Raw genomic sequence first — 17718 nt, forward strand, 5'->3', positions numbered from 1 at the left:
CGTGAATTTATGACTGTACTTGTTTATCAGGATTTCTTGCAACAAGCCTCCCGCAAATTGAACAGTGCGCATCCGGCCGGTCTGCGCAGTGCCGTGCTGATCGTCAACTTTGAGCGGCTGGCCGAATTGGATGGCGCACTTGGATTCACCGTCGTCGACGACATTCTGCAACAAATCGCCGGTCAGCTCAGAAACGCTTTGGGTCCCGAAGATCTGGTCGGAATAACCGGACGCTATCAATTGTGCTGTTTGCTGGCCGATTTGCTCACCGATGCGCATGCCATGCTGGCCGCGCATAAAATTATCCGGATTCTGGCGCAGCCTTTTGCATTTGGCAGAAGAAACATCATCCTTGCTCCGCGCATTGGCGTGGCATTACTCAATGAAAGCAACAACACGCTCGATCAATTGATGAGTAACGCCAGCGCGGCCGTACGGCAGGCAAAACTGGAACAAAACCCGATCAAGCTTTTTCTTAACGAACGGGAAGATCCATTGCTTTTCCAGATTGATCTCTGGTCCGATCTGGGAAACGCCATCGAAACAGGCGGATTGCATTTGGGCTATCAACCGCAAATCGAAATCGCCAGCGGCAAGATCAAGGCAACCGAGGCGTTACTGCGCTGGCATCATCCCAATCATGGGCCGATCCGAACAGACAAATTGATCCAGATCGCGGAAGGAACCGCGCTTATGCCCAAACTCACCTTGTGGGTTTTCCACACCGCATTAAGAGAATGCGCCGAGTATCGCAAGGCCGGATTACATGCTGGGATTTCGATTAACTTTTCTGCCGACGATCTGCGCGATCCGGAACTCACGGAACTGGTCGCGCAAGGCTTAGCTTTGTGGAATGTACCGGCTGGCGATATCACCGTTGAACTGACCGAAACAGCGGTAATGGCCAATCATGCCGGCACACTGGATACTTTGTATCAGCTTAAGAAAATGGGCTTAAAACTCGCTATGGATGATTTTGGAACGGGATATTCATCGATGGCGCGCATGTTGGATTTGCCTTTGGATGAAGTGAAAATCGATATGATATTTGTCCGGCATATGGCAACCCGCCATAAGCATGAGCGTATCGTCGATTCCATGATCACTCTCGCGCACCGCCTGAATCTGTCAGTGGTTGCCGAAGGCGTGGAAGATCTTGCGACTTACCAGCGCCTACGGACATTAGGATGTGACGTCATCCAAGGCTACCTCATCGGCAAAGCCATGCCGCTGCCGGAGCTTATCGAAGCTGTCAATAATCAATCCTTCGATTTTTTGAGAACTTCGCCGCACACGGCAACCGAAAACTGAACTGTGCTCTACCGTATTAATCAAGCCCCGGAATCTGGAATTCATCCCGGTCAGCAGGCAGGCTTGTATGGCTGAAAAACTCCTCGCTTAATTTTGACACCGGCACATCCCGGCATTCCAGGTTCGCAACTAATTGCCCGCTCTTCTCCACCGCAACACCGTCTTTCGCACCCCATCCCTTGCCAATTGCGCTATACACGATGTAGTGATGCTGTCCGCTGATAAAACGCAGATAACCGCCGCCACCGCCTGCGAACATCAACGTTCGCGCTTGCACGTACGATGCGGCCGGGGCGGCTTTCGCCAAATCGGGAAACACCAGCTCCGGCGCGCCTTTCAATCCGAAACGGTATTGCAGATAGCCTTTACTGGCGGAGAGATCATTCGACGCGCATACCGAAACTATTTTCTTTCCGAATGAACACGAAAATATGATTTGCTCATCCGTTTGGCAATGCGATTCCCCGGCCCATACGGGCACAGCAATCAGACCGAGCAATCCGCCGATTAACGCAACCGTTTTCAAGTCAATAACGCGTAGTATTGTTTGAAATGGTTAATCCGGTCATCCAGCCCCAGCGTTCCGCCATTCACCTTCTTGGTGATTCTGGTCACCACGTCATCGCTCGCACCTTGATCGGCCAGATCATTGAGCGCTCTGGTACTCCAGAACCACGCCGCGGATAACAGCGGATATTTGGTTTTGACCCAATCCGGACTGGCGGTCACATCATCGCCGATCGCCTTGGCAAACGCGCTGTAATTGTCTTTACCGGTCAGTTGAATATAGCCTCGGCCACGGTATTTATAGCCTTCTTTGCTAGCCTCGTCGCCGTTTCCCATGCGATTGGCATAAACGCGCGAGGCGATTTTCTCCGGTTGACGGGCATAACTATCCGCCAGATCGCCAGGAAAGTATTTTGAAAATACTTTTCTCAACCCATCGGCGGAATAATTCAGGTTTTCCTCCAAAGCTTTGAATTCTGCGCTTTCGTGTGCACATTGTGCGAGAAAGTGCGCCAGACGCAAGGGTGAATCGATGCCAAACTTGGCGGCGCAATCCGGGATTTGGGCCAGCACGGCATCGGGAACATGGGTTTTCAGTTTATCCAGGGGTAACATTTTCGCTCTCCCAAATGTTTAACAGTGAAATGACTGGTCGGCATACAATGAACTTGGTTGCTTCCGCATTATAATCACAATTTTATAACCGCAGCTTGTTATGCCCACGATTAAACCGCTCCCCGAATTATTGATTAACCAAATTGCCGCTGGCGAAGTGGTCGAACGCCCTGCGTCGGCGCTCAAGGAAATACTGGAAAACAGCATCGATGCCGGCGCCAAAAAAATCACCGTACAATTACAGCAGGGCGGGGTGAAGCAAATTCGCGTCACGGATGACGGCAGCGGCATCGCCAAAGACGAATTATTGCTGGCGCTGACGCGCCACAGCACCAGCAAGATCAGCACATTGGAAGACCTGCATCGGATCACCAGCCTGGGTTTTCGCGGCGAAGCGCTCGCCAGTATCGCGGCTGTTTCCCGGTTGACCTTGACCAGCCGTCAAGCCGGGCAAAACCATGCGTGGCAGATCGGCATTGAAGGCAAAGCGGTCTCGCAACCCGAACCCGCCGCGCTGGCCGGTGGAACGATGCTGGATGTCAACGATATGTACTTCAACATTCCCGCCCGGCGCAAATTCCTGAAATCAGAAGCTACCGAGTTCGCGCACTGCGATGAAACCTTCAAACGCCTGGCGCTATCGCAAGCCGGAATTGAATTCGTGTTACAACACAACGGTACAGTGCGCCGCCTGTTACGCGCTACGAGTTCCACGCAACGGATCGCGGCGGTTCTGGGTGAAGAATTCGGGCAAACGGCGGCGCCGGTAGACGAACAATCCGCAGACATGCGCTTGCATGGCCTGGTGGCATTACCAGCTTATGCGCGGTCTTCACGCGACGCGCAGTATTTTTTCGTCAACAACCGCTTTGTCAGCGATAAATTGATTTCGCACGCGCTGCGCGAAGCCTACCGCGATGTATTGCATCTGGACAAACACCCGGCCTTCGCGTTGTTTCTCGAAATCGACCCGGAAAGCGTCGATGTCAATGTGCATCCCACCAAAACCGAAGTCCGCTTCCGTGAAGCGCGCGCACTGCATCAATTCATTTTTCATGCGATCAACAAAGCGCTCGCCACTCCCAGCAGAACCATGAATACCGCTGAACCGGAACAACCAGCCCGGTCATTCCCTGCCTACCCCAAGACCGGTCAGGCACAATCCGCACCGGTGTCGCAGCCCGGCAGTTTTTACGGCACCTTGTTTGGCGTGGAGCCGCGCGCATACCCGGCAACACCGGCCAATACTTTCGCTGTACAAACTGCAGAACCCGATCAAACCATCACTGCGCAAGAAAAATCGGACAACCATCCGCTTGGTTTCGCGCTGGGACAACTGCACGGCGTCTATATCCTGGCGCAGAATGCGCGCGGCTTGGTGGTTGTCGACATGCATGCGGCACACGAACGGATTATGTACGAACAACTCAAACAAGCGCTCGATCAGCACGAAATCGCGATGCAACCGCTGTTGATCCCAGTCGTTCTTCACGCCGATAGCCTAGAGGTTGCCGTGGTTGAAGAAAATCACAGCACACTGGAACAACTGGGGTTTGATATCGCGATCCTGTCACCCGCCACGCTGACCGTACGCGCGGTTCCGGCCTCGCTCAAGGACACTGATATCGCCCAGCTCGCGCGCGACATTCTGCGCGAAATCCGCGAATACGGCGCCAGCCAGATCCTCACCGCGCAACGCAATGAAATCCTCGCCACGATGGCTTGCCACGGTGCAGTCCGCGCCAACCGCAGATTGACCCTCGAGGAAATGAACGCCTTGCTGCGCGACATGGAACAAACCGAGCGCTCCGGTCAATGCAATCACGGCAGACCAACGTGGTTTGAAACCAGTCTGGCCGAACTGGATAAATTGTTCATGCGCGGGAAATAACGATTTTTGAGAGTTAATCGCTTTACGGTACAGATCATTAACATTAAGCTACCATCAGTGGTCAGAAAGCAGTTCTTTTTCTTGATCCTGGAAATTGAAAAAGGGGAAATAACATGAGTGCAGGTCGCGGAGATTTCTTTGCGGAAATGAAAGAATGGGCAAAAGTTAACGTACTATGGATCGCCGCTCATGTTATTAACTTATCGTTTGGCATAATCATCTATATCTTTAAAATACTGGATGGCGAAAGCGGCATTCCCATACTTCCCGTCGTCATCTCCATGTGCATCGTCTTCGTGCATATCTTCACTTATCCGATTGAAGCGTTACCGGCAGAAGGATCGACACAAGACGAGAGAAAAAGAATCGAAGAAATAAGATCCCGGCAGCGCAATAAGTGGATGATCTTTGCATATAGTTTCATGTTGATATCACTGCTGCTGACTTTTTATCCCTTCATCAACCCGCTATTCAGTTTTGTGGAAAAAACATCCAGCCATTCTGACGGAACCGTGCAACAGGAATCCACTGAACAAAAACCGGCAAAACCCGATGCGGGGCGATACCTGAAAACACTGCGTGAACGGCCGATCGCTGTATTTGTCGGCTGTTCTTTGGATCCGAAAGCAAAAACCCTGCTTTGCTCGGAGCCGGAAGCTAAAACCGGAGTTGAAAATGAATCGAGTTCCCAGTCTTCGCCCAAAGCCGAAAATGCTGGTAAAACGCAAAATCCGGGAGGCGGAACTGCCGGCAAAGCATGGGTCATCAACATCGGCGGACATATCGAACAGTGCACTAAAGACAGCGACCCAGACTTTGGTAAGTCGGTCTCCTGCCAAGTGAAGGATGGCCTGCTCATTCCGCTCTATTTCATCATCCTGGCTTTGATGGGCGGCAGTATCAGCCTCACCCGGCGATTACCTGAATTGCAAAAGCAAGCGGGCGCGGAGCACATCGCCACGGAACAACAACCCAAATTATCGCAATACGAATTCCGCGAGCACCTGATCTTTCAGATGGTGCAGTACATCTCAGCGCCACTACTGGCTATCCTGGCGTATTATCTGATCGAACCGGGTAATATCACCAATTCGGTCGTGCTGGCCTTCACCGCCGGATTCGCATCGGAAACGATTCTGCTGATGGTGCGCTCGATCGCCAACAAAATCACCCCGGGAAGCGGCGAAGCACTACAATATGGCGCGATTGCCGGTGTCGTCACCATTCAAGACGCTGCCGGAAAGAAAGCGGAAGTATTCCTGACCGAATTACCGCAAATTCATTCGATTACCGACGAGCAAGGATTTTATGTGTTGAGTAACGTGCCGGTCGGCGAGCACAGCATCAGCGTCAAATCGATCGACAATGAAGCGATCCTGAAAAAAGACACGGTAAAAATCGAACGCGCGCAAGCCATCGTGAAAAAGAACCTGGCAATCGCCGTCGATGATGGAGGACAAAAATAACGGAATATTACGTTCCATTATTTTCACCCGGCGCAATTCCGCCCGGATAACAAAAAACAACAATAAGGCTTTATGAGAAAAGTACTCTTTGGTTTAACCCTGATGTTCGTCAGCACCGGCACAATGGCGGAATGGACCCGCATCAGCGAAAGCGACCGCAAAGGCGGTTCAGTTCTGTATGCCGATCCAACCTCGCTCCGCAAAGCAGCAGGCCGGGCCAAAATGGCGGTTCTGTTCGATTACCCGGCGCTGCAAAAAGCCGCCGGTGCGGAATTTCTATCAGAAAAAATCCGGCGCGAATACAACTGTCAGGAAAAACAAATCCGTACCCTCGCCTACTCGCTCTTTAGCTTGAACATGGAACACGGCGACCTAATCCGCTCGTATAACCAGCCGCAGAAATGGGAAATGGTGAAACCGGATAGTCTGGAAGAAGTGGAGTGGAAAGTAGCGTGTAGTGAGTAAAACTCATTGTTCCGCAAATTCATCAACCGGCCATCGGGTAGTCAAAAGCTGATAGGGCCGTACTATCCGTAGGCCCACTTTAACAAAACGTTCACCCATACAACTGCCGCTTCAACCCGCAGCGATCCAGAATGATCGCGCTGATTTCCTCGATGGAAATGCGCGTGGTATCGAGATACGGAATATCGTAGCGGCTAAACAGCGCTTCCTGCCATTGGATTTCCCGCTGGCATTGCGCCAGCGAAGCGTATTGACTGTCCGGGCGGCGTTCCTGGCGGATGAAGTGCAGTTGCGCCGGGGTCAGTGTCAGGCCGAACAGTTTGTGCTTGACCGCTTCGAGCACCGCCGGGAGCTGTTGCACGTCCATGTCGTCCGGCGTCAGCGGATAGTTTGCCGCAGCGATGCCGTATTGCAACCCCAGATACAGGCAGGTCGGCGTTTTACCGGAGCGCGAAACACCGGTGAGAATGATGTCGGCATCGGTGAAATGCTTCGGATTGACGCCGTCGTCATGCGCCATCACGTAATTAATCGCGGCAATGCGCTTGAAATACGACAAATGATGCTGCAAGCCGTGCGAACGCCCGGCCATGCGCGCAAACGGCTGATGCAATTCCTCTTCGATGGAGCGGATAAAAGCTTCAAAGAAATCAAATATGCAGCAGTTCGCTTGTTTGATGACTTCCAGAATTTCCGGTTTCAGCAAAGTACTGAACACCAAAGGCCGATGCCCGTCGCGTTCGGCAGCGTGATTAATCTGCGCTAACACGGCTTGGGCATTATCCATGTCATCCAAAAAGGGTACGTTGACCGTCTCCCACTCGATACCGTCAAATTGCGTCAGTAAACTATGTCCGAGCGTTTCCGCAGTGATGCCGGTACGGTCGGACAAATAGAAAACCGTGCGTTTTTGCTTCGTCATCGCTTGCTCAGCTTAGCCAGATCCAGCCAGGTCTGCATCACCGAATCGGGATTTAACGAGAGGCTGCCAATGCCTTGCTCATATAACCAAGCAGCGAAATCCGGATAATCCGACGGTCCTTGCCCGCAAATACCGATGTATTTGCCTTGCTTGCGGCACGCATCGATGGCCATTGCCAGCAATTTTTTCACCGCCGGATTGCGTTCGTCGAACACATGCGCGACCAGACTGGAGTCTCGGTCAACGCCGAGCGTGAGTTGCGTCATGTCGTTGGAGCCAATCGAAAAACCGTCGAAATACTGTAAGAATTCTTCCGCCAGCAACGCATTGGATGGAATCTCGCACATCATGATTACGCGCAAACCGTTTTTGCCGCGCTCCAACCCGTGCGAAGCGAGCAACGCGATCACTTGTTCCGCTTCTTCCAAGGTGCGGCAGAACGGAATCATGATCTCAACGTTGGTCAGCCCCATGTCGTCGCGCACCTTGCGCAACGCGCGGCACTCCAGTTCAAAACAATCGCGGAACGCGGGCGCGAGATAGCGCGATGCGCCGCGAAAGCCGATCATCGGATTTTCTTCGTGCGGCTCGTAGCGGTCGCCCGCGAGCAAATTGGCGTACTCGTTGGATTTAAAATCGGAGGTGCGTACGATGACCGCATGCGGATAAAACGCCGCCGCCAGCGTAGCGATGCCCTCGGTCAATTTGTCCACATAGAAACTGATGGGGTTTTGATAACCGGCGATGCGGCTAGCAATTTCCCGTTTCAAATCATCGGGCAATTGATCGAATTCCAGCAACGCCTTGGGATGGATGCCGATCATGTTGTTGATGATGAATTCCAGCCGGGCCAGCCCCACGCCTTGATTCGGCATGCGCGAGAACGAAAAAGCGTGCGACGGATTGCCGACATTCATCATGATTTTCAGCGGCAAGTCCGGCAATTTTCCGGCATCCGCAGTGGTATGTTCAAAGGCCAGTAAACCGTCATAAACATAACCGCTATCACCTTCCGCGCAGGAAACCGTAACTGCCGCGCCTTCCTTGATTTGCGATGTGGCATCGCCGCAGCCGACCACGGCGGGAATGCCCATTTCGCGCGCGATAATCGCCGCGTGACAAGTCCGTCCGCCGCGATTGGTGACGATCGCCGAGGCGCGTTTCATGATCGGTTCCCAATCCGGGTCGGTCATGTCGGTCACCAAGACATCGCCGGGCTGAATTTGATGCATCTGATCAATCTTCGTGATCAGGCGCGCCGTTCCCTGACCGATCTTGCTGCCAATCGCACGCCCTTCGGCCAGCACGGCCCCTTGGCCCGTCAGCTTGAAGCGCTCCAGCACCAATGAGGAACGGCTTTCCACCGTTTCCGGCCGCGCCTGCACGATGTACAGCTGCCCATCCTGCCCGTCCAAGGCCCATTCGATATCCATCGGACGACCATAATGCTGTTCGATGATCACCGCTTGCCGCGCCAGCGCTTCGACTTGCTCATCCGATAGCGAAAAACGCATGCGCCGCGTAGTTTCAACATCGCGCGTCAACGTCAATGCAGCGCCGCTGCTCTTTTTATCCGCGTACACCATCTCGATGGCTTTAGTACCCAACCGCCGCGACAAAATGGCGGGGTTACCGGCCGCCAGCCCGCGCTTATAGACATAGAACTCATCCGGATTGACGATGCCCTGCACGATGGTTTCACCCAATCCATACGCCGCTGTGATAAAAATCGCTTCACGGAAACCGGATTCGGTATCGAGCGTAAACATCACACCGCTCGCGCCCAGGTCGCTGCGTACCATTTTCTGAATCCCGGCGGACAGATACACTTTGTCGTGCGGGAATCCCTGGTGCACGCGGTATGCAATCGCCCGGTCGTTATACAACGAAGCAAACACCACCTTGATGGCTGCGATGATTTGATCCAAGCCATGCACATTCAGCAACGTTTCCTGCTGTCCGGCAAACGATGCGTCGGCCAGATCCTCGGCAGTTGCCGACGAACGCACCGCAAACGACACATTTTCGCCGCTATTGGCCGCAAGTTTCTCGTAAGCTTGCGATACCGCCTGCAACAATGCATCCGGCAGCGCGGCATTCAGCACCCAGCCGCGTATCGCTTTACCGGCAGCGGATAGCGCTTGCGTGTCGTCGACATCCAAGCCGTTCAACAACTGATTGATACGATCCGTCAGCCCATTGACGTTCAAAAATTCCCGGTATGCCTCGGTGGTAGTAGCAAAACCCGCCGGTACATTAACATCGGCCTGCGCCAGATGACTGATCATCTCCCCCAGCGAAGCATTTTTTCCGCCCACCAGAGCGACGTCGTGCATCGTCAATTGATCAAACCAGGCGATATAGTGTGTCATTGGGAAACTCCTATCGGCGAATAATTAACAAGTAACTTTTAGTAGACGGTTACGCAGCAAACTTAATGCTGGCTGTCTTTTAATAACGGGCAATGCCCGGAAATTGCATGGCGGCATGATAAATCATCTAGGTAATCCGATGCCTGACGCAAATACTCCAAGAAAGTCTGCGCTACAATCGATAACTGTTTACCGGATGGATAAGCAAAGTACCAATCACGTTCAATTGGAAATCCATCAACATCGAGTATCGCCAGCTGCCCCATCGGCGCATCGAGTGTCAAGGTATGTCTTGATAAGACAGCGATACCCAGTCTACCGACAATAGCTTGCTTAATCGCTTCATTGCTTCCCAACTCCATGCGGACTTTCAATTTTTTATTTTGCTCTGAAAAAAAACGTTCTGTCGCCATTCTCGTTCCAGAACCCGGTTCGCGCATAATGAAGAGTTCATCGCAAATACGCTCGATGCTGATATTTTTTTCGCAAGACAATGGATGATCGGCCGATGCCATAACAACCAGTGGATTGTCTAAAAACACTTCCGCTACGGCATCAACCGCATCCGGAACTTGGCCCAGAATGTAGAGATCGTCTTGATTGTTGGTTAATCGCTCCAAAACACGCTCACGATTCGTCACTTTTAGCGCGACATCTATGTTTGGATATTTCTGACAAAACATACCCAGCAAACGCGGCGTAAAATATTTCGCGGTAGTCACCACTGCGAGCCGGAGCTTGCCGGATTTCAGACCTTTCATATCCGATGCGATCATTTCAAAACGGGAGAAATGTTCAAAAATACCCAGACAGGTTTTATATAGCTCTTTTCCTGCATCAGTCAGATAGATTTTTTTACCGATTTGTTCAAACAATGGCAAGCCAATTTCATCCGTCAGTTTTTTGATTTGCATCGATACTGTCGGTTGTGTCAGAAACAATTCTTCGGCCGCACGCGTGAAGCTCTTCAATCGCGCGATCGCTTCGAATACCTCCAATTGTCGTATGGTGCTATGGCGCACGAGACTCTCCTTTCCATTTTAATCATAGACAAAATCTATCAATACCATTGGAACAATTGATTGTTATTTATGATTGAATGATTCTACTATAATTTTCACTCGCTGATAGCTACTTCCTGACTAAGGTTTATAGCGTGTGCTTTCAATAACTTGGAGAAAATTATGGCTTCTGAAACTATGAAAGAAGGTAAAGAGCGTTACAAATCTGGTGTTATCCCTTATAAAAAAATGGGTTATTGGGAACCCAGCTATGTACCCAAAGATACGGACGTCATTGCGCTGTTTCGTATTACCCCTCAGCCAGGAGTAGATCATGAAGAAGCAGCGGCGGCAGTCGCGGGCGAATCATCTACAGCAACATGGACCGTGGTATGGACGGATCGACTGACTGCTTGCGAACTCTATCGCGCTAAAGCATATAAGTCTGAGCTGGTACCAAACACTGGCCCAGGTACTAACAACGAAGCGCAATACTTCGCCTATATTGCCTATGATATAGATTTATTTGAAGAAGGTTCGATCGCAAACTTAACCGCTTCCATTATTGGTAATGTGTTTGGCTTCAAAGCAGTCAAGGCGTTGCGTCTCGAAGATATGCGCATTCCCGTAGCTTACCTCAAAACCTTCCAAGGCCCTGCAACCGGTATCGTGGTTGAACGTGAGCGCTTGGATAAATTTGGCCGCCCATTACTTGGCGCAACCACCAAACCTAAATTAGGTCTCTCGGGCAGGAACTATGGCCGCGTGGTTTATGAGGGACTTAAAGGTGGCCTGGATTTCATGAAAGATGATGAGAATATCAATTCACAACCTTTTATGCATTGGCGCGATCGTTTCCTGTATTGCATGGAAGCAGTAAACAAGGCATCTGCCGCTACGGGTGAAGTCAAAGGTCATTATTTGAATGTTACGGCCGGCACCATGGAAGACATGTACGAAAGAGCTGAGTTTGCAAAATCTCTGGGGTCAGTCATCGTTATGATTGATTTGGTGATCGGTTATACCGCGATTCAGTCAATGGCAAAATGGGCGCGCAGGAACGACATGATATTGCATTTGCACCGCGCGGGTAATTCAACCTATTCTCGCCAAAAAAATCACGGCATGAATTTCCGCGTAATTTGTAAATGGATGCGTATGGCGGGTGTCGATCATATCCACGCAGGCACGGTTGTTGGTAAGCTGGAAGGTGATCCGCTAATGATCAAAGGTTTTTACGATACTTTACGCGAAACACGCACTGAAAAAAGCCTGGAGCATGGATTGTTCTTTGATCAAGACTGGGCATCATTGAATAAATGTATGCCGGTTGCTTCCGGTGGTATTCATGCCGGTCAGATGCATCAGTTGATCGATTATCTCGGCGAAGATGTGATACTGCAGTTCGGTGGCGGCACCATTGGCCACCCTCAAGGCATTCAGGCTGGCGCAGTAGCAAACCGTGTAGCACTTGAAGCTATGATTATGGCGCGCAATGAAGGCCGGGATTACGTAAAAGAAGGCCCGCAAATTCTTGCAGATGCTGCGAAATGGTGCACGCCGCTTAAACAAGCATTGGATACGTGGAAAGACATCACCTTTAACTACGATTCCACGGATACCGCTGACTTTGTGCCATCCACAACTGCAAACGCTTAATCTTTTCTGGAGAAACAATTATGATGACCAATCACGGGAATTTACTCACACAGGGACAATTCTCTTTTCTGCCTCCGTTGACCGACAAGCAAATTTCAGCACAGCTCAAATATGCGTTGAAAAATGGTTGGGCAATCGGCATTGAGTACACTGACGATCCTCATCCACGCAATACCTATTGGGAAATGTTTGGCAATCCAATGTTTGATTTGAAAGATCCGGCAGGAATCTTGCTGGAAATCAATAGTTGCCGCAAAACTTTTCCAAACCACTATATTCGCGTAACCGCATTTAATTCGACACGCGGGGTGGAAAGTCCAACCATGTCATACATTGTCAATCGACCCAAGAAAGAGCCAGGGTTTAGTTTAGTACGCCAGGAAGGTGCTGGACGAAGCGTTAGTTACACCATTCATTCCTATGCAACTGACAAGCCGGAAACTGAGCGCTACTAGGGTAATAAGAATGAAGTATCTCTCTCCTCCATGGAGAGAGATACTGATAATACAGACAGTTACCAGAATAAATATAATTAATGCATTTCATAATCTCCATCTCATGATGGCCTAAAAGAGTGATTAATCATGCCTAAGCAATCTAAAAACTTAACTTCATCCGAAGGCACATTAATTGATTTAGATGCAGAGTTCCGCGAATCGAATATCCAGGAAGTACTGGATAAACTGGATCGTGAGCTGATAGGTTTAATCCCTGTGAAGACTCGCATTCGCGAAACGGCCGCGTTGTTACTGGTCGATCGTGTTCGCAAACAAATGGGACTATCTGCAGGTGCGCCCAGCTTACACATGTGCTTTACCGGCAATCCTGGTACAGGGAAAACGACAGTAGCCCTGCGCATGGCAGAAATCTTACACCGCCTCGGCTATGTGCGTGAAGGACACCTGGTTTCAGTGACCCGAGATGACTTAGTCGGTCAATATATTGGACATACCGCACCCAAAACAAAAGAAGTGATAAAAAAAGCGATGGGGGGCGTTCTTTTCATCGATGAAGCTTATTACCTATACAAACCAGAAAACGAACGTGATTATGGCGCAGAATCAATAGAAATTCTGTTGCAAACGATGGAAAACAACCGCGAAGACTTGGTCGTTATTTTGGCGGGCTACAAAGATCGTATGGATAAATTCTTCCATAGCAATCCCGGCATGCGCTCGCGTATAGCGCACCATATCGACTTTCCGGATTACGGTCCGGATGAATTAGTTGCGATCGCTAACTTGATGTTAGAAAGCCAGAATTACTGTTTCAGTTCAGCCGGGGAAGAAGCATTTGGAAAATATATACGTCTGCGCATGAAGTCGGAGCATTTTGCCAATGCGCGCTCGGTTCGTAACGCGCTTGATCGTGCTCGGCTCCGCCAAGCAAATCGATTATTTTCCGGAACAAAGAAATCATTATCCAAAACTGATCTCATCACATTAGAAGCGGAAGATATTCTAGCGAGTCGTGTTTTTCTTGAAAGTGCGTTGGATAGTGAACCTAATACAAAAAATAAAAAATAAAAACTTAAGACATATTTTCGATAGCGATGGAAACGCTGACTTTACCCTGGCGCATCTTCCCAAAAACGATCGAAGCAGCATGTTATAACCGCGGGCGGCTTGCGCTACTACGATTAGGCTATCCACTGCGAGTTACATTACTGAAGCATCGTGGATTAGAAGTCATCTTAGACAAGACTATGTGGTTATGTGTTGATAGCAATAAAGATGACCAACCTATTCTGGCATGGCGCGAGTTTCAGATTCGTGGACGACGTAACTTACATCTGCCGATTTCTTGTGAATTGTGGCTATACCATAGCTATGCAGGTCTTATCATGGGCTCAGCTCTGGATGACTTGGATCAGGTACTTGAAAATTATGCATTGAAATAATTTTTTCACGCCCCTAAATTTTTGAGGATAAAAATGCCACTTGTAGATATGCGCGATATGTTGAATCATGCTTATCAAAATAACTACGCAATCGGTGGTTTTGGATTAGTAAGCCTGGATTTCCTGGAAGCTATTATCAAAGCGGCCGAATCCTGCCGTTCACCCGCCATTCTTAATATTTCCGAGCCGCTCTTCAAAACGAATGATTTCAGGTTAATCATTCCAGCGGTTGAACGAGCCGCACATCAGGCTAAAGTACCGATAGCTATTCATTTCGACTATGCGCAAAAGCACGAATCCATTGCCGAGGCGATTAACTTGGGATGCAACAGTGTCATGCTGGATGTTTCCTCAAAATCGTTTACCGACAATATCGCTCAAACCAGCCGCGCCGCAGAATTAGCGCACGCATGTGGCGCTGCAATTGAGGGTATGCTTGGTTTTGTCGGTGGTCTGGAAGGAGAAAACGCGATCAATCACCTTGGCGAAGCTATTTATACTTCAGCCGAAGAAACAAAAGCATATGTCAACCGTACCGGCATAGACTTTCTCGCCGTATCCATTGACACGCTGCATGTCCGTCAGCACAGCCGGATAAAACTCGATTTCAAACGTCTGAAACGAATTAATGATGAAATTGGAATTCCACTGGTATTGCATGGCGGCAGCGGCTTGATTGAAGATCAATATCATAAGCTAATCTTAAATGGCGTCGCCAAAATCAATTGTTATACAGAGCTTTCCGATATTGCAGCAGCAACCATTCATTCCAATATTAAAACGCGTGCCAGAAAAGGCTATATCGAGGTTCTCCACGGAGTAACGGAGAGCCTATTTGAACAAATCAAGCAGCGGATGCATCTTTGGGGCTCTGCAGGCCGCGCAGCAGAAGTATTGATTCAGTGCCGTCCTTGGCAGTCCGCGGAACAGATCATCCTGTGCTACGTTGAAAGTCATCGCTTACAGCAATTAGATACCCTGATCGAACAAAGCCGCAAAACTTTGACAACTATTCCTGGTGTACGTCAAGTTTTCTCCGGCTGGGCGCCTTCTGAATTGAACCAGTATCGCTTATGCTGGCGTATTCAGCTATCCCATTCCGATGCCATCAACAACTTACAATCCCATTCGGAGTATATCTATTTTTTCAATCAATTATCCCGATCGATTGATCCTGAAAAAATCAGTATTACTTTTGCTCCGACTTTATCAAACACGGAATTTAGGTTTAAGGAATTAGTAGATGCATAGCCTGTAGTTGCGTCTGGCTTTTAAAATCCGACTCTGGTCAGAACCGGATCACACCCCAATATGCCAAGTGTTGGTCTGTTAAGTGTAAAAATTAAGCTTCATTTACCGACAAGCCTTCATTCCTACCTTTTAGAACTACACTGCTGTTAAGAGAAATAGCGGTTCTAGGCCAGCGAGCTCCGTAGGTAACCATATCGCGAACATAAGTCACATCTCATTGATAAATAGCCAGAAAGCTCCGCCATATATAGATTCGATAGAATATAAAAAATCTATATCGCTAGAAAATTTATATCGATATAATTCCAAAAGTGTATTCTAAAAATACACTTTTATCTCATCTTATGAATGATGAGCGGAATGCAAGAATGATTGCCCGTTTGTAAAAATATGGAGCAACTTGAGATTCTAAAAAATAAATAAATTGCTTACAGGCCTATATTTTTAACTTTTTTCAAAGGTAAATAATATGTTTAATTTTAAAAAAAATCATTATGCCGCACTCATTGCGTTGAGTGTATTAGGCACTACGCAAGCTCAAGCTGCGTTGACGCTAACTGCCGATGGCGTAGCTTTGGGTTTCACACTGTCAGAATTCGTATCGACGAACCCAGGCTACGACGGTTGCTGCAGCGGCCCTTTCGGCATAGCCATGGACGCAGCCAGCGGCCATGTCATGGTGAACGTAGCTGGCTCTGGTACGCGCTACGTATTCAACGATGTCGATAATCAGACTTTGGCTGATGCTATAACATCGGTTCCTTCATCCACCTTCACCGGCGGTTATGCGACGGCTGGCGGAAAAGCCTACGGTCCATTTTTCCAGATGGCTGCCGATGGCTCGGTCGATCACGTGCTTACCGGCGTCACGACCAGCGGATACCTGGGAATGTGGGGTAATCCAGTCAATGGTCACATCATTGCAACTAGCGGTTCCGGTTTGATCGATATTGATCCGCTGGCCGACGGCGGCGCAGGTTCCTTCCGTGTGATCAATTCAGGTGTGTTTGGAGATGGTGTGTCGGTTTCACCGGACGGTACTACTGCGTATGTGGCTTCAGGCAATATCAGCGCTTATGACATAGCCACCGGCGCATTTATAACATCGTATTCTCCAGGCTTCGGTTTCGGCGTTGACGGCACTGGCGTGATCACCAGCCACGATGCACTCAATGGCAGCATCATCGCCAACATGAATTCCGGCGATATCGTCTTAATTGATCCGGTATCGGGTAACAGCACACTGATCGCCAGCGGCGGAACGCGGGGTGATTACACCGCTCCCGATGTTTTGAATGGTACGTTATTCCTGGCTGCTGCAGACGGCGTTTACCGGCTATCGTGTGGAATTGATTGCGGAATTGGCGTACCGCCACCACCTATTCCTGAACCGGAAACCTATGCCATGCTTTTGGCTGGCCTTGGCTTAATTGGTTTTTCGGTATACCGCAGAAAGCAACATACTGAAACTGCGGTATAAATGCTGATCGCTAAAAATACTTAACCGGAATATTTTCAGCTAAGTTACGGGAATAGCGATTCATACTATTCGATTCCTTGAATATAGTTTCGCTATTCCTCATCGTTTACCACGCTCATCCATACTTGAAAAACCGTCTGGTATAAGCCTCACGCTATATTTTAAAAAGCTCAGGCTTCGTTGACCGACAGCCCCTCATCCCGGTCTTTTAGAACTACACCGGTACTCAGAGAAATGGCCGTTTTAGGCCAGCGCGCGCCGCGCAATCTGTCTTTGCCCAACCACATCAGACACACGGCATCGGATTGATTCCCGCCAAGAATTTGATAGGCATCGTCATCCTCACCGGCATAGAAACCCACATGACCCTTTCCGCTTGCCAGCGATTCACGCCAGAACACCATGATAGCGCCCAGACGAGGATTGGTAGAGACGCCGAATTTTTCCCACTGCCGGGCACCCAATGGATTTCCCGGCAATACTTCCTGCTGCAGGGTGGTACCGACACAATGCGCCACGAATAACCCACACCACGGCACATCGTCACCGGCATAACTGATATCGAGATTCTTCGCCCAATCCATGATGTCAGGATTGTTCTTGTTGCCGAGCACTTCCTTCGTGCCCATTAAATGCCTCGCCTCTTCAAACCAAGGGAGTAATGGGGTGTTCGCCGAAATAGCCGACGGCATACCGGAAAAAAGCGCTGCGGTAGTTTTCGGACCCACGATACCATCCACTTCAAGACCCTGGCGCTGCTGAAACTGCATCACCACGGCGATGGTGTTGCGTCCCCAGATATCGTCGATCTCGCCCGGATCAAAACCTTTATTTTTCAGCGCTTGTTGAATTTGTTTGACTGCACTGCTTGCCATCAT

16 protein-coding genes are annotated in these 17718 nt (G+C 49.7%); 10 read left to right on the forward strand and 6 right to left on the reverse strand.

Going from position 1 to position 17718, the window contains the following annotated elements; translation table 11 throughout:
* Nucleotides 1–9: 9 nt before the first annotated feature.
* Entirely contained in the window at nt 10–1311 is a 1302-nt protein-coding gene (locus BLU57_RS04040; RefSeq protein WP_090316560.1) for a putative bifunctional diguanylate cyclase/phosphodiesterase, read from the forward strand.
* 16 nt (nt 1312–1327) lie between these two features.
* Here the strand turns inward: BLU57_RS04040 and BLU57_RS04045 are convergent, their stop codons facing one another.
* Together BLU57_RS04045 and BLU57_RS04050 are read right to left on the reverse strand one after the other, a co-directional pair.
* Nucleotides 1328–1837, reverse strand: coding sequence for a hypothetical protein (locus tag BLU57_RS04045; RefSeq protein ID WP_090316562.1), 510 nt, complete (start codon nt 1835–1837; stop codon nt 1328–1330).
* Complete coding sequence (locus BLU57_RS04050; protein WP_090316565.1) at nt 1834–2433, reverse strand: glycoside hydrolase family 19 protein; 600 nt, start codon at nt 2431–2433, stop codon at nt 1834–1836. Before BLU57_RS04050 ends, BLU57_RS04045 begins: the two co-directional genes overlap by 4 nt.
* 100 nt (nt 2434–2533) lie before the next feature.
* On the opposite strand from BLU57_RS04050, the gene mutL reads away from it, so the two are divergent.
* The 3 genes from mutL (at nt 2534) to BLU57_RS04065 (ending at nt 6255) form a co-directional block, all read left to right on the forward strand.
* Nucleotides 2534–4324 (forward strand): DNA mismatch repair endonuclease MutL, encoded by a 1791-nt coding sequence (gene mutL / locus BLU57_RS04055; RefSeq protein ID WP_090316567.1) that lies wholly within the window; start codon nt 2534–2536, stop codon nt 4322–4324.
* 113 nt (nt 4325–4437) lie between these two features.
* The gene (locus tag BLU57_RS04060; RefSeq protein ID WP_090316570.1) at nt 4438–5790 is read left to right on the forward strand and encodes a carboxypeptidase-like regulatory domain-containing protein; all 1353 of its coding nucleotides are present in this window, start codon (nt 4438–4440) and stop codon (nt 5788–5790) included.
* Between the two features lie 72 nt (nt 5791–5862).
* Nucleotides 5863–6255, forward strand: a complete 393-nt coding sequence (locus BLU57_RS04065; RefSeq protein WP_090316572.1) for a surface-adhesin E family protein — start codon at nt 5863–5865, stop codon at nt 6253–6255.
* Nucleotides 6256–6346: 91 nt separating this feature from the next.
* On the opposite strand, the gene ppsR is transcribed toward BLU57_RS04065, so the two are convergent.
* The 3 genes from ppsR to BLU57_RS04080 all read right to left on the reverse strand — a co-directional run bounded on the left by ppsR (nt 6347) and on the right by BLU57_RS04080 (nt 10571).
* The gene (gene ppsR, locus BLU57_RS04070) at nt 6347–7177 is read right to left on the reverse strand and encodes a posphoenolpyruvate synthetase regulatory kinase/phosphorylase PpsR (RefSeq protein ID WP_090316574.1); all 831 of its coding nucleotides are present in this window, start codon (nt 7175–7177) and stop codon (nt 6347–6349) included.
* Nucleotides 7174–9549, reverse strand: a complete 2376-nt coding sequence (gene ppsA, locus BLU57_RS04075) for a phosphoenolpyruvate synthase (RefSeq protein ID WP_090316577.1) — start codon at nt 9547–9549, stop codon at nt 7174–7176. The genes ppsR and ppsA overlap by 4 nt, the downstream gene beginning before the upstream one ends.
* 62 nt (nt 9550–9611) lie before the next feature.
* Entirely contained in the window at nt 9612–10571 is a 960-nt protein-coding gene (locus BLU57_RS04080; RefSeq protein WP_090316580.1) for a LysR family transcriptional regulator, read from the reverse strand.
* Nucleotides 10572–10733: 162 nt separating this feature from the next.
* Here BLU57_RS04080 and BLU57_RS04085 point away from each other — a divergent pair, with 162 nt between their 5' ends.
* The 6 genes from BLU57_RS04085 to BLU57_RS16425 all read left to right on the forward strand — a co-directional run bounded on the left by BLU57_RS04085 (nt 10734) and on the right by BLU57_RS16425 (nt 16840).
* Entirely contained in the window at nt 10734–12209 is a 1476-nt protein-coding gene (locus BLU57_RS04085) for a ribulose-bisphosphate carboxylase large subunit (RefSeq protein WP_090316584.1), read from the forward strand.
* A gap of 20 nt (nt 12210–12229) precedes the next feature.
* Nucleotides 12230–12664 (forward strand): ribulose bisphosphate carboxylase small subunit, encoded by a 435-nt coding sequence (locus tag BLU57_RS04090; protein ID WP_090316586.1) that lies wholly within the window; start codon nt 12230–12232, stop codon nt 12662–12664.
* A gap of 129 nt (nt 12665–12793) precedes the next feature.
* Nucleotides 12794–13735: a CbbX protein gene (gene cbbX / locus BLU57_RS04095; protein WP_090316588.1), complete on the forward strand. Its 942-nt coding sequence runs from the start codon at nt 12794–12796 to the stop codon at nt 13733–13735.
* A 26-nt stretch (nt 13736–13761) separates the two neighbouring features.
* Entirely contained in the window at nt 13762–14109 is a 348-nt protein-coding gene (locus BLU57_RS04100) for a hypothetical protein (RefSeq protein WP_090316591.1), read from the forward strand.
* Nucleotides 14110–14142: 33 nt separating this feature from the next.
* Entirely contained in the window at nt 14143–15360 is a 1218-nt protein-coding gene (locus tag BLU57_RS04105) for a class II fructose-bisphosphate aldolase (RefSeq protein ID WP_090316593.1), read from the forward strand.
* 469 nt (nt 15361–15829) lie between these two features.
* Nucleotides 15830–16840, forward strand: coding sequence for a PEP-CTERM sorting domain-containing protein (locus BLU57_RS16425; RefSeq protein WP_090316596.1), 1011 nt, complete (start codon nt 15830–15832; stop codon nt 16838–16840).
* A gap of 170 nt (nt 16841–17010) precedes the next feature.
* Here the strand turns inward: BLU57_RS16425 and BLU57_RS04115 are convergent, their stop codons facing one another.
* Nucleotides 17011–17718, reverse strand: coding sequence for an NlpC/P60 family protein (locus BLU57_RS04115; RefSeq protein WP_256206095.1), 708 nt, complete (start codon nt 17716–17718; stop codon nt 17011–17013).

This window comes from Nitrosomonas oligotropha, from assembly GCF_900106555.1.
GTDB classification, from domain to species: Bacteria; Pseudomonadota; Gammaproteobacteria; order Burkholderiales; family Nitrosomonadaceae; genus Nitrosomonas; species Nitrosomonas oligotropha_A.

Bases quoted from the DNA above. Each gene is read 5' to 3' on its own strand.
- BLU57_RS04090 (WP_090316586.1), top strand. From the start codon at position 12,230: ATGATGACCAATCACGGGAATTTACTCACACAGGGACAATTCTCTTTT.
- BLU57_RS04100 (WP_090316591.1), top strand. From the start codon at position 13,762: ATGGAAACGCTGACTTTACCCTGGCGCATCTTCCCAAAAACGATCGAA.
- BLU57_RS16425 (WP_090316596.1), top strand. From the start codon at position 15,830: ATGTTTAATTTTAAAAAAAATCATTATGCCGCACTCATTGCGTTGAGT.
- ppsA (WP_090316577.1), bottom strand. From the start codon at position 9,549: ATGACACACTATATCGCCTGGTTTGATCAATTGACGATGCACGACGTC.
- BLU57_RS04040 (WP_090316560.1), top strand. From the start codon at position 10: ATGACTGTACTTGTTTATCAGGATTTCTTGCAACAAGCCTCCCGCAAA.
- BLU57_RS04050 (WP_090316565.1), bottom strand. From the start codon at position 2,433: ATGTTACCCCTGGATAAACTGAAAACCCATGTTCCCGATGCCGTGCTG.
- ppsR (WP_090316574.1), bottom strand. From the start codon at position 7,177: ATGACGAAGCAAAAACGCACGGTTTTCTATTTGTCCGACCGTACCGGC.
- mutL (WP_090316567.1), top strand. From the start codon at position 2,534: ATGCCCACGATTAAACCGCTCCCCGAATTATTGATTAACCAAATTGCC.
- BLU57_RS04115 (WP_256206095.1), bottom strand. From the start codon at position 17,718: ATGATGGCAAGCAGTGCAGTCAAACAAATTCAACAAGCGCTGAAAAAT.
- BLU57_RS04065 (WP_090316572.1), top strand. From the start codon at position 5,863: ATGAGAAAAGTACTCTTTGGTTTAACCCTGATGTTCGTCAGCACCGGC.
- BLU57_RS04060 (WP_090316570.1), top strand. From the start codon at position 4,438: ATGAGTGCAGGTCGCGGAGATTTCTTTGCGGAAATGAAAGAATGGGCA.
- BLU57_RS04085 (WP_090316584.1), top strand. From the start codon at position 10,734: ATGGCTTCTGAAACTATGAAAGAAGGTAAAGAGCGTTACAAATCTGGT.
- BLU57_RS04105 (WP_090316593.1), top strand. From the start codon at position 14,143: ATGCCACTTGTAGATATGCGCGATATGTTGAATCATGCTTATCAAAAT.
- cbbX (WP_090316588.1), top strand. From the start codon at position 12,794: ATGCCTAAGCAATCTAAAAACTTAACTTCATCCGAAGGCACATTAATT.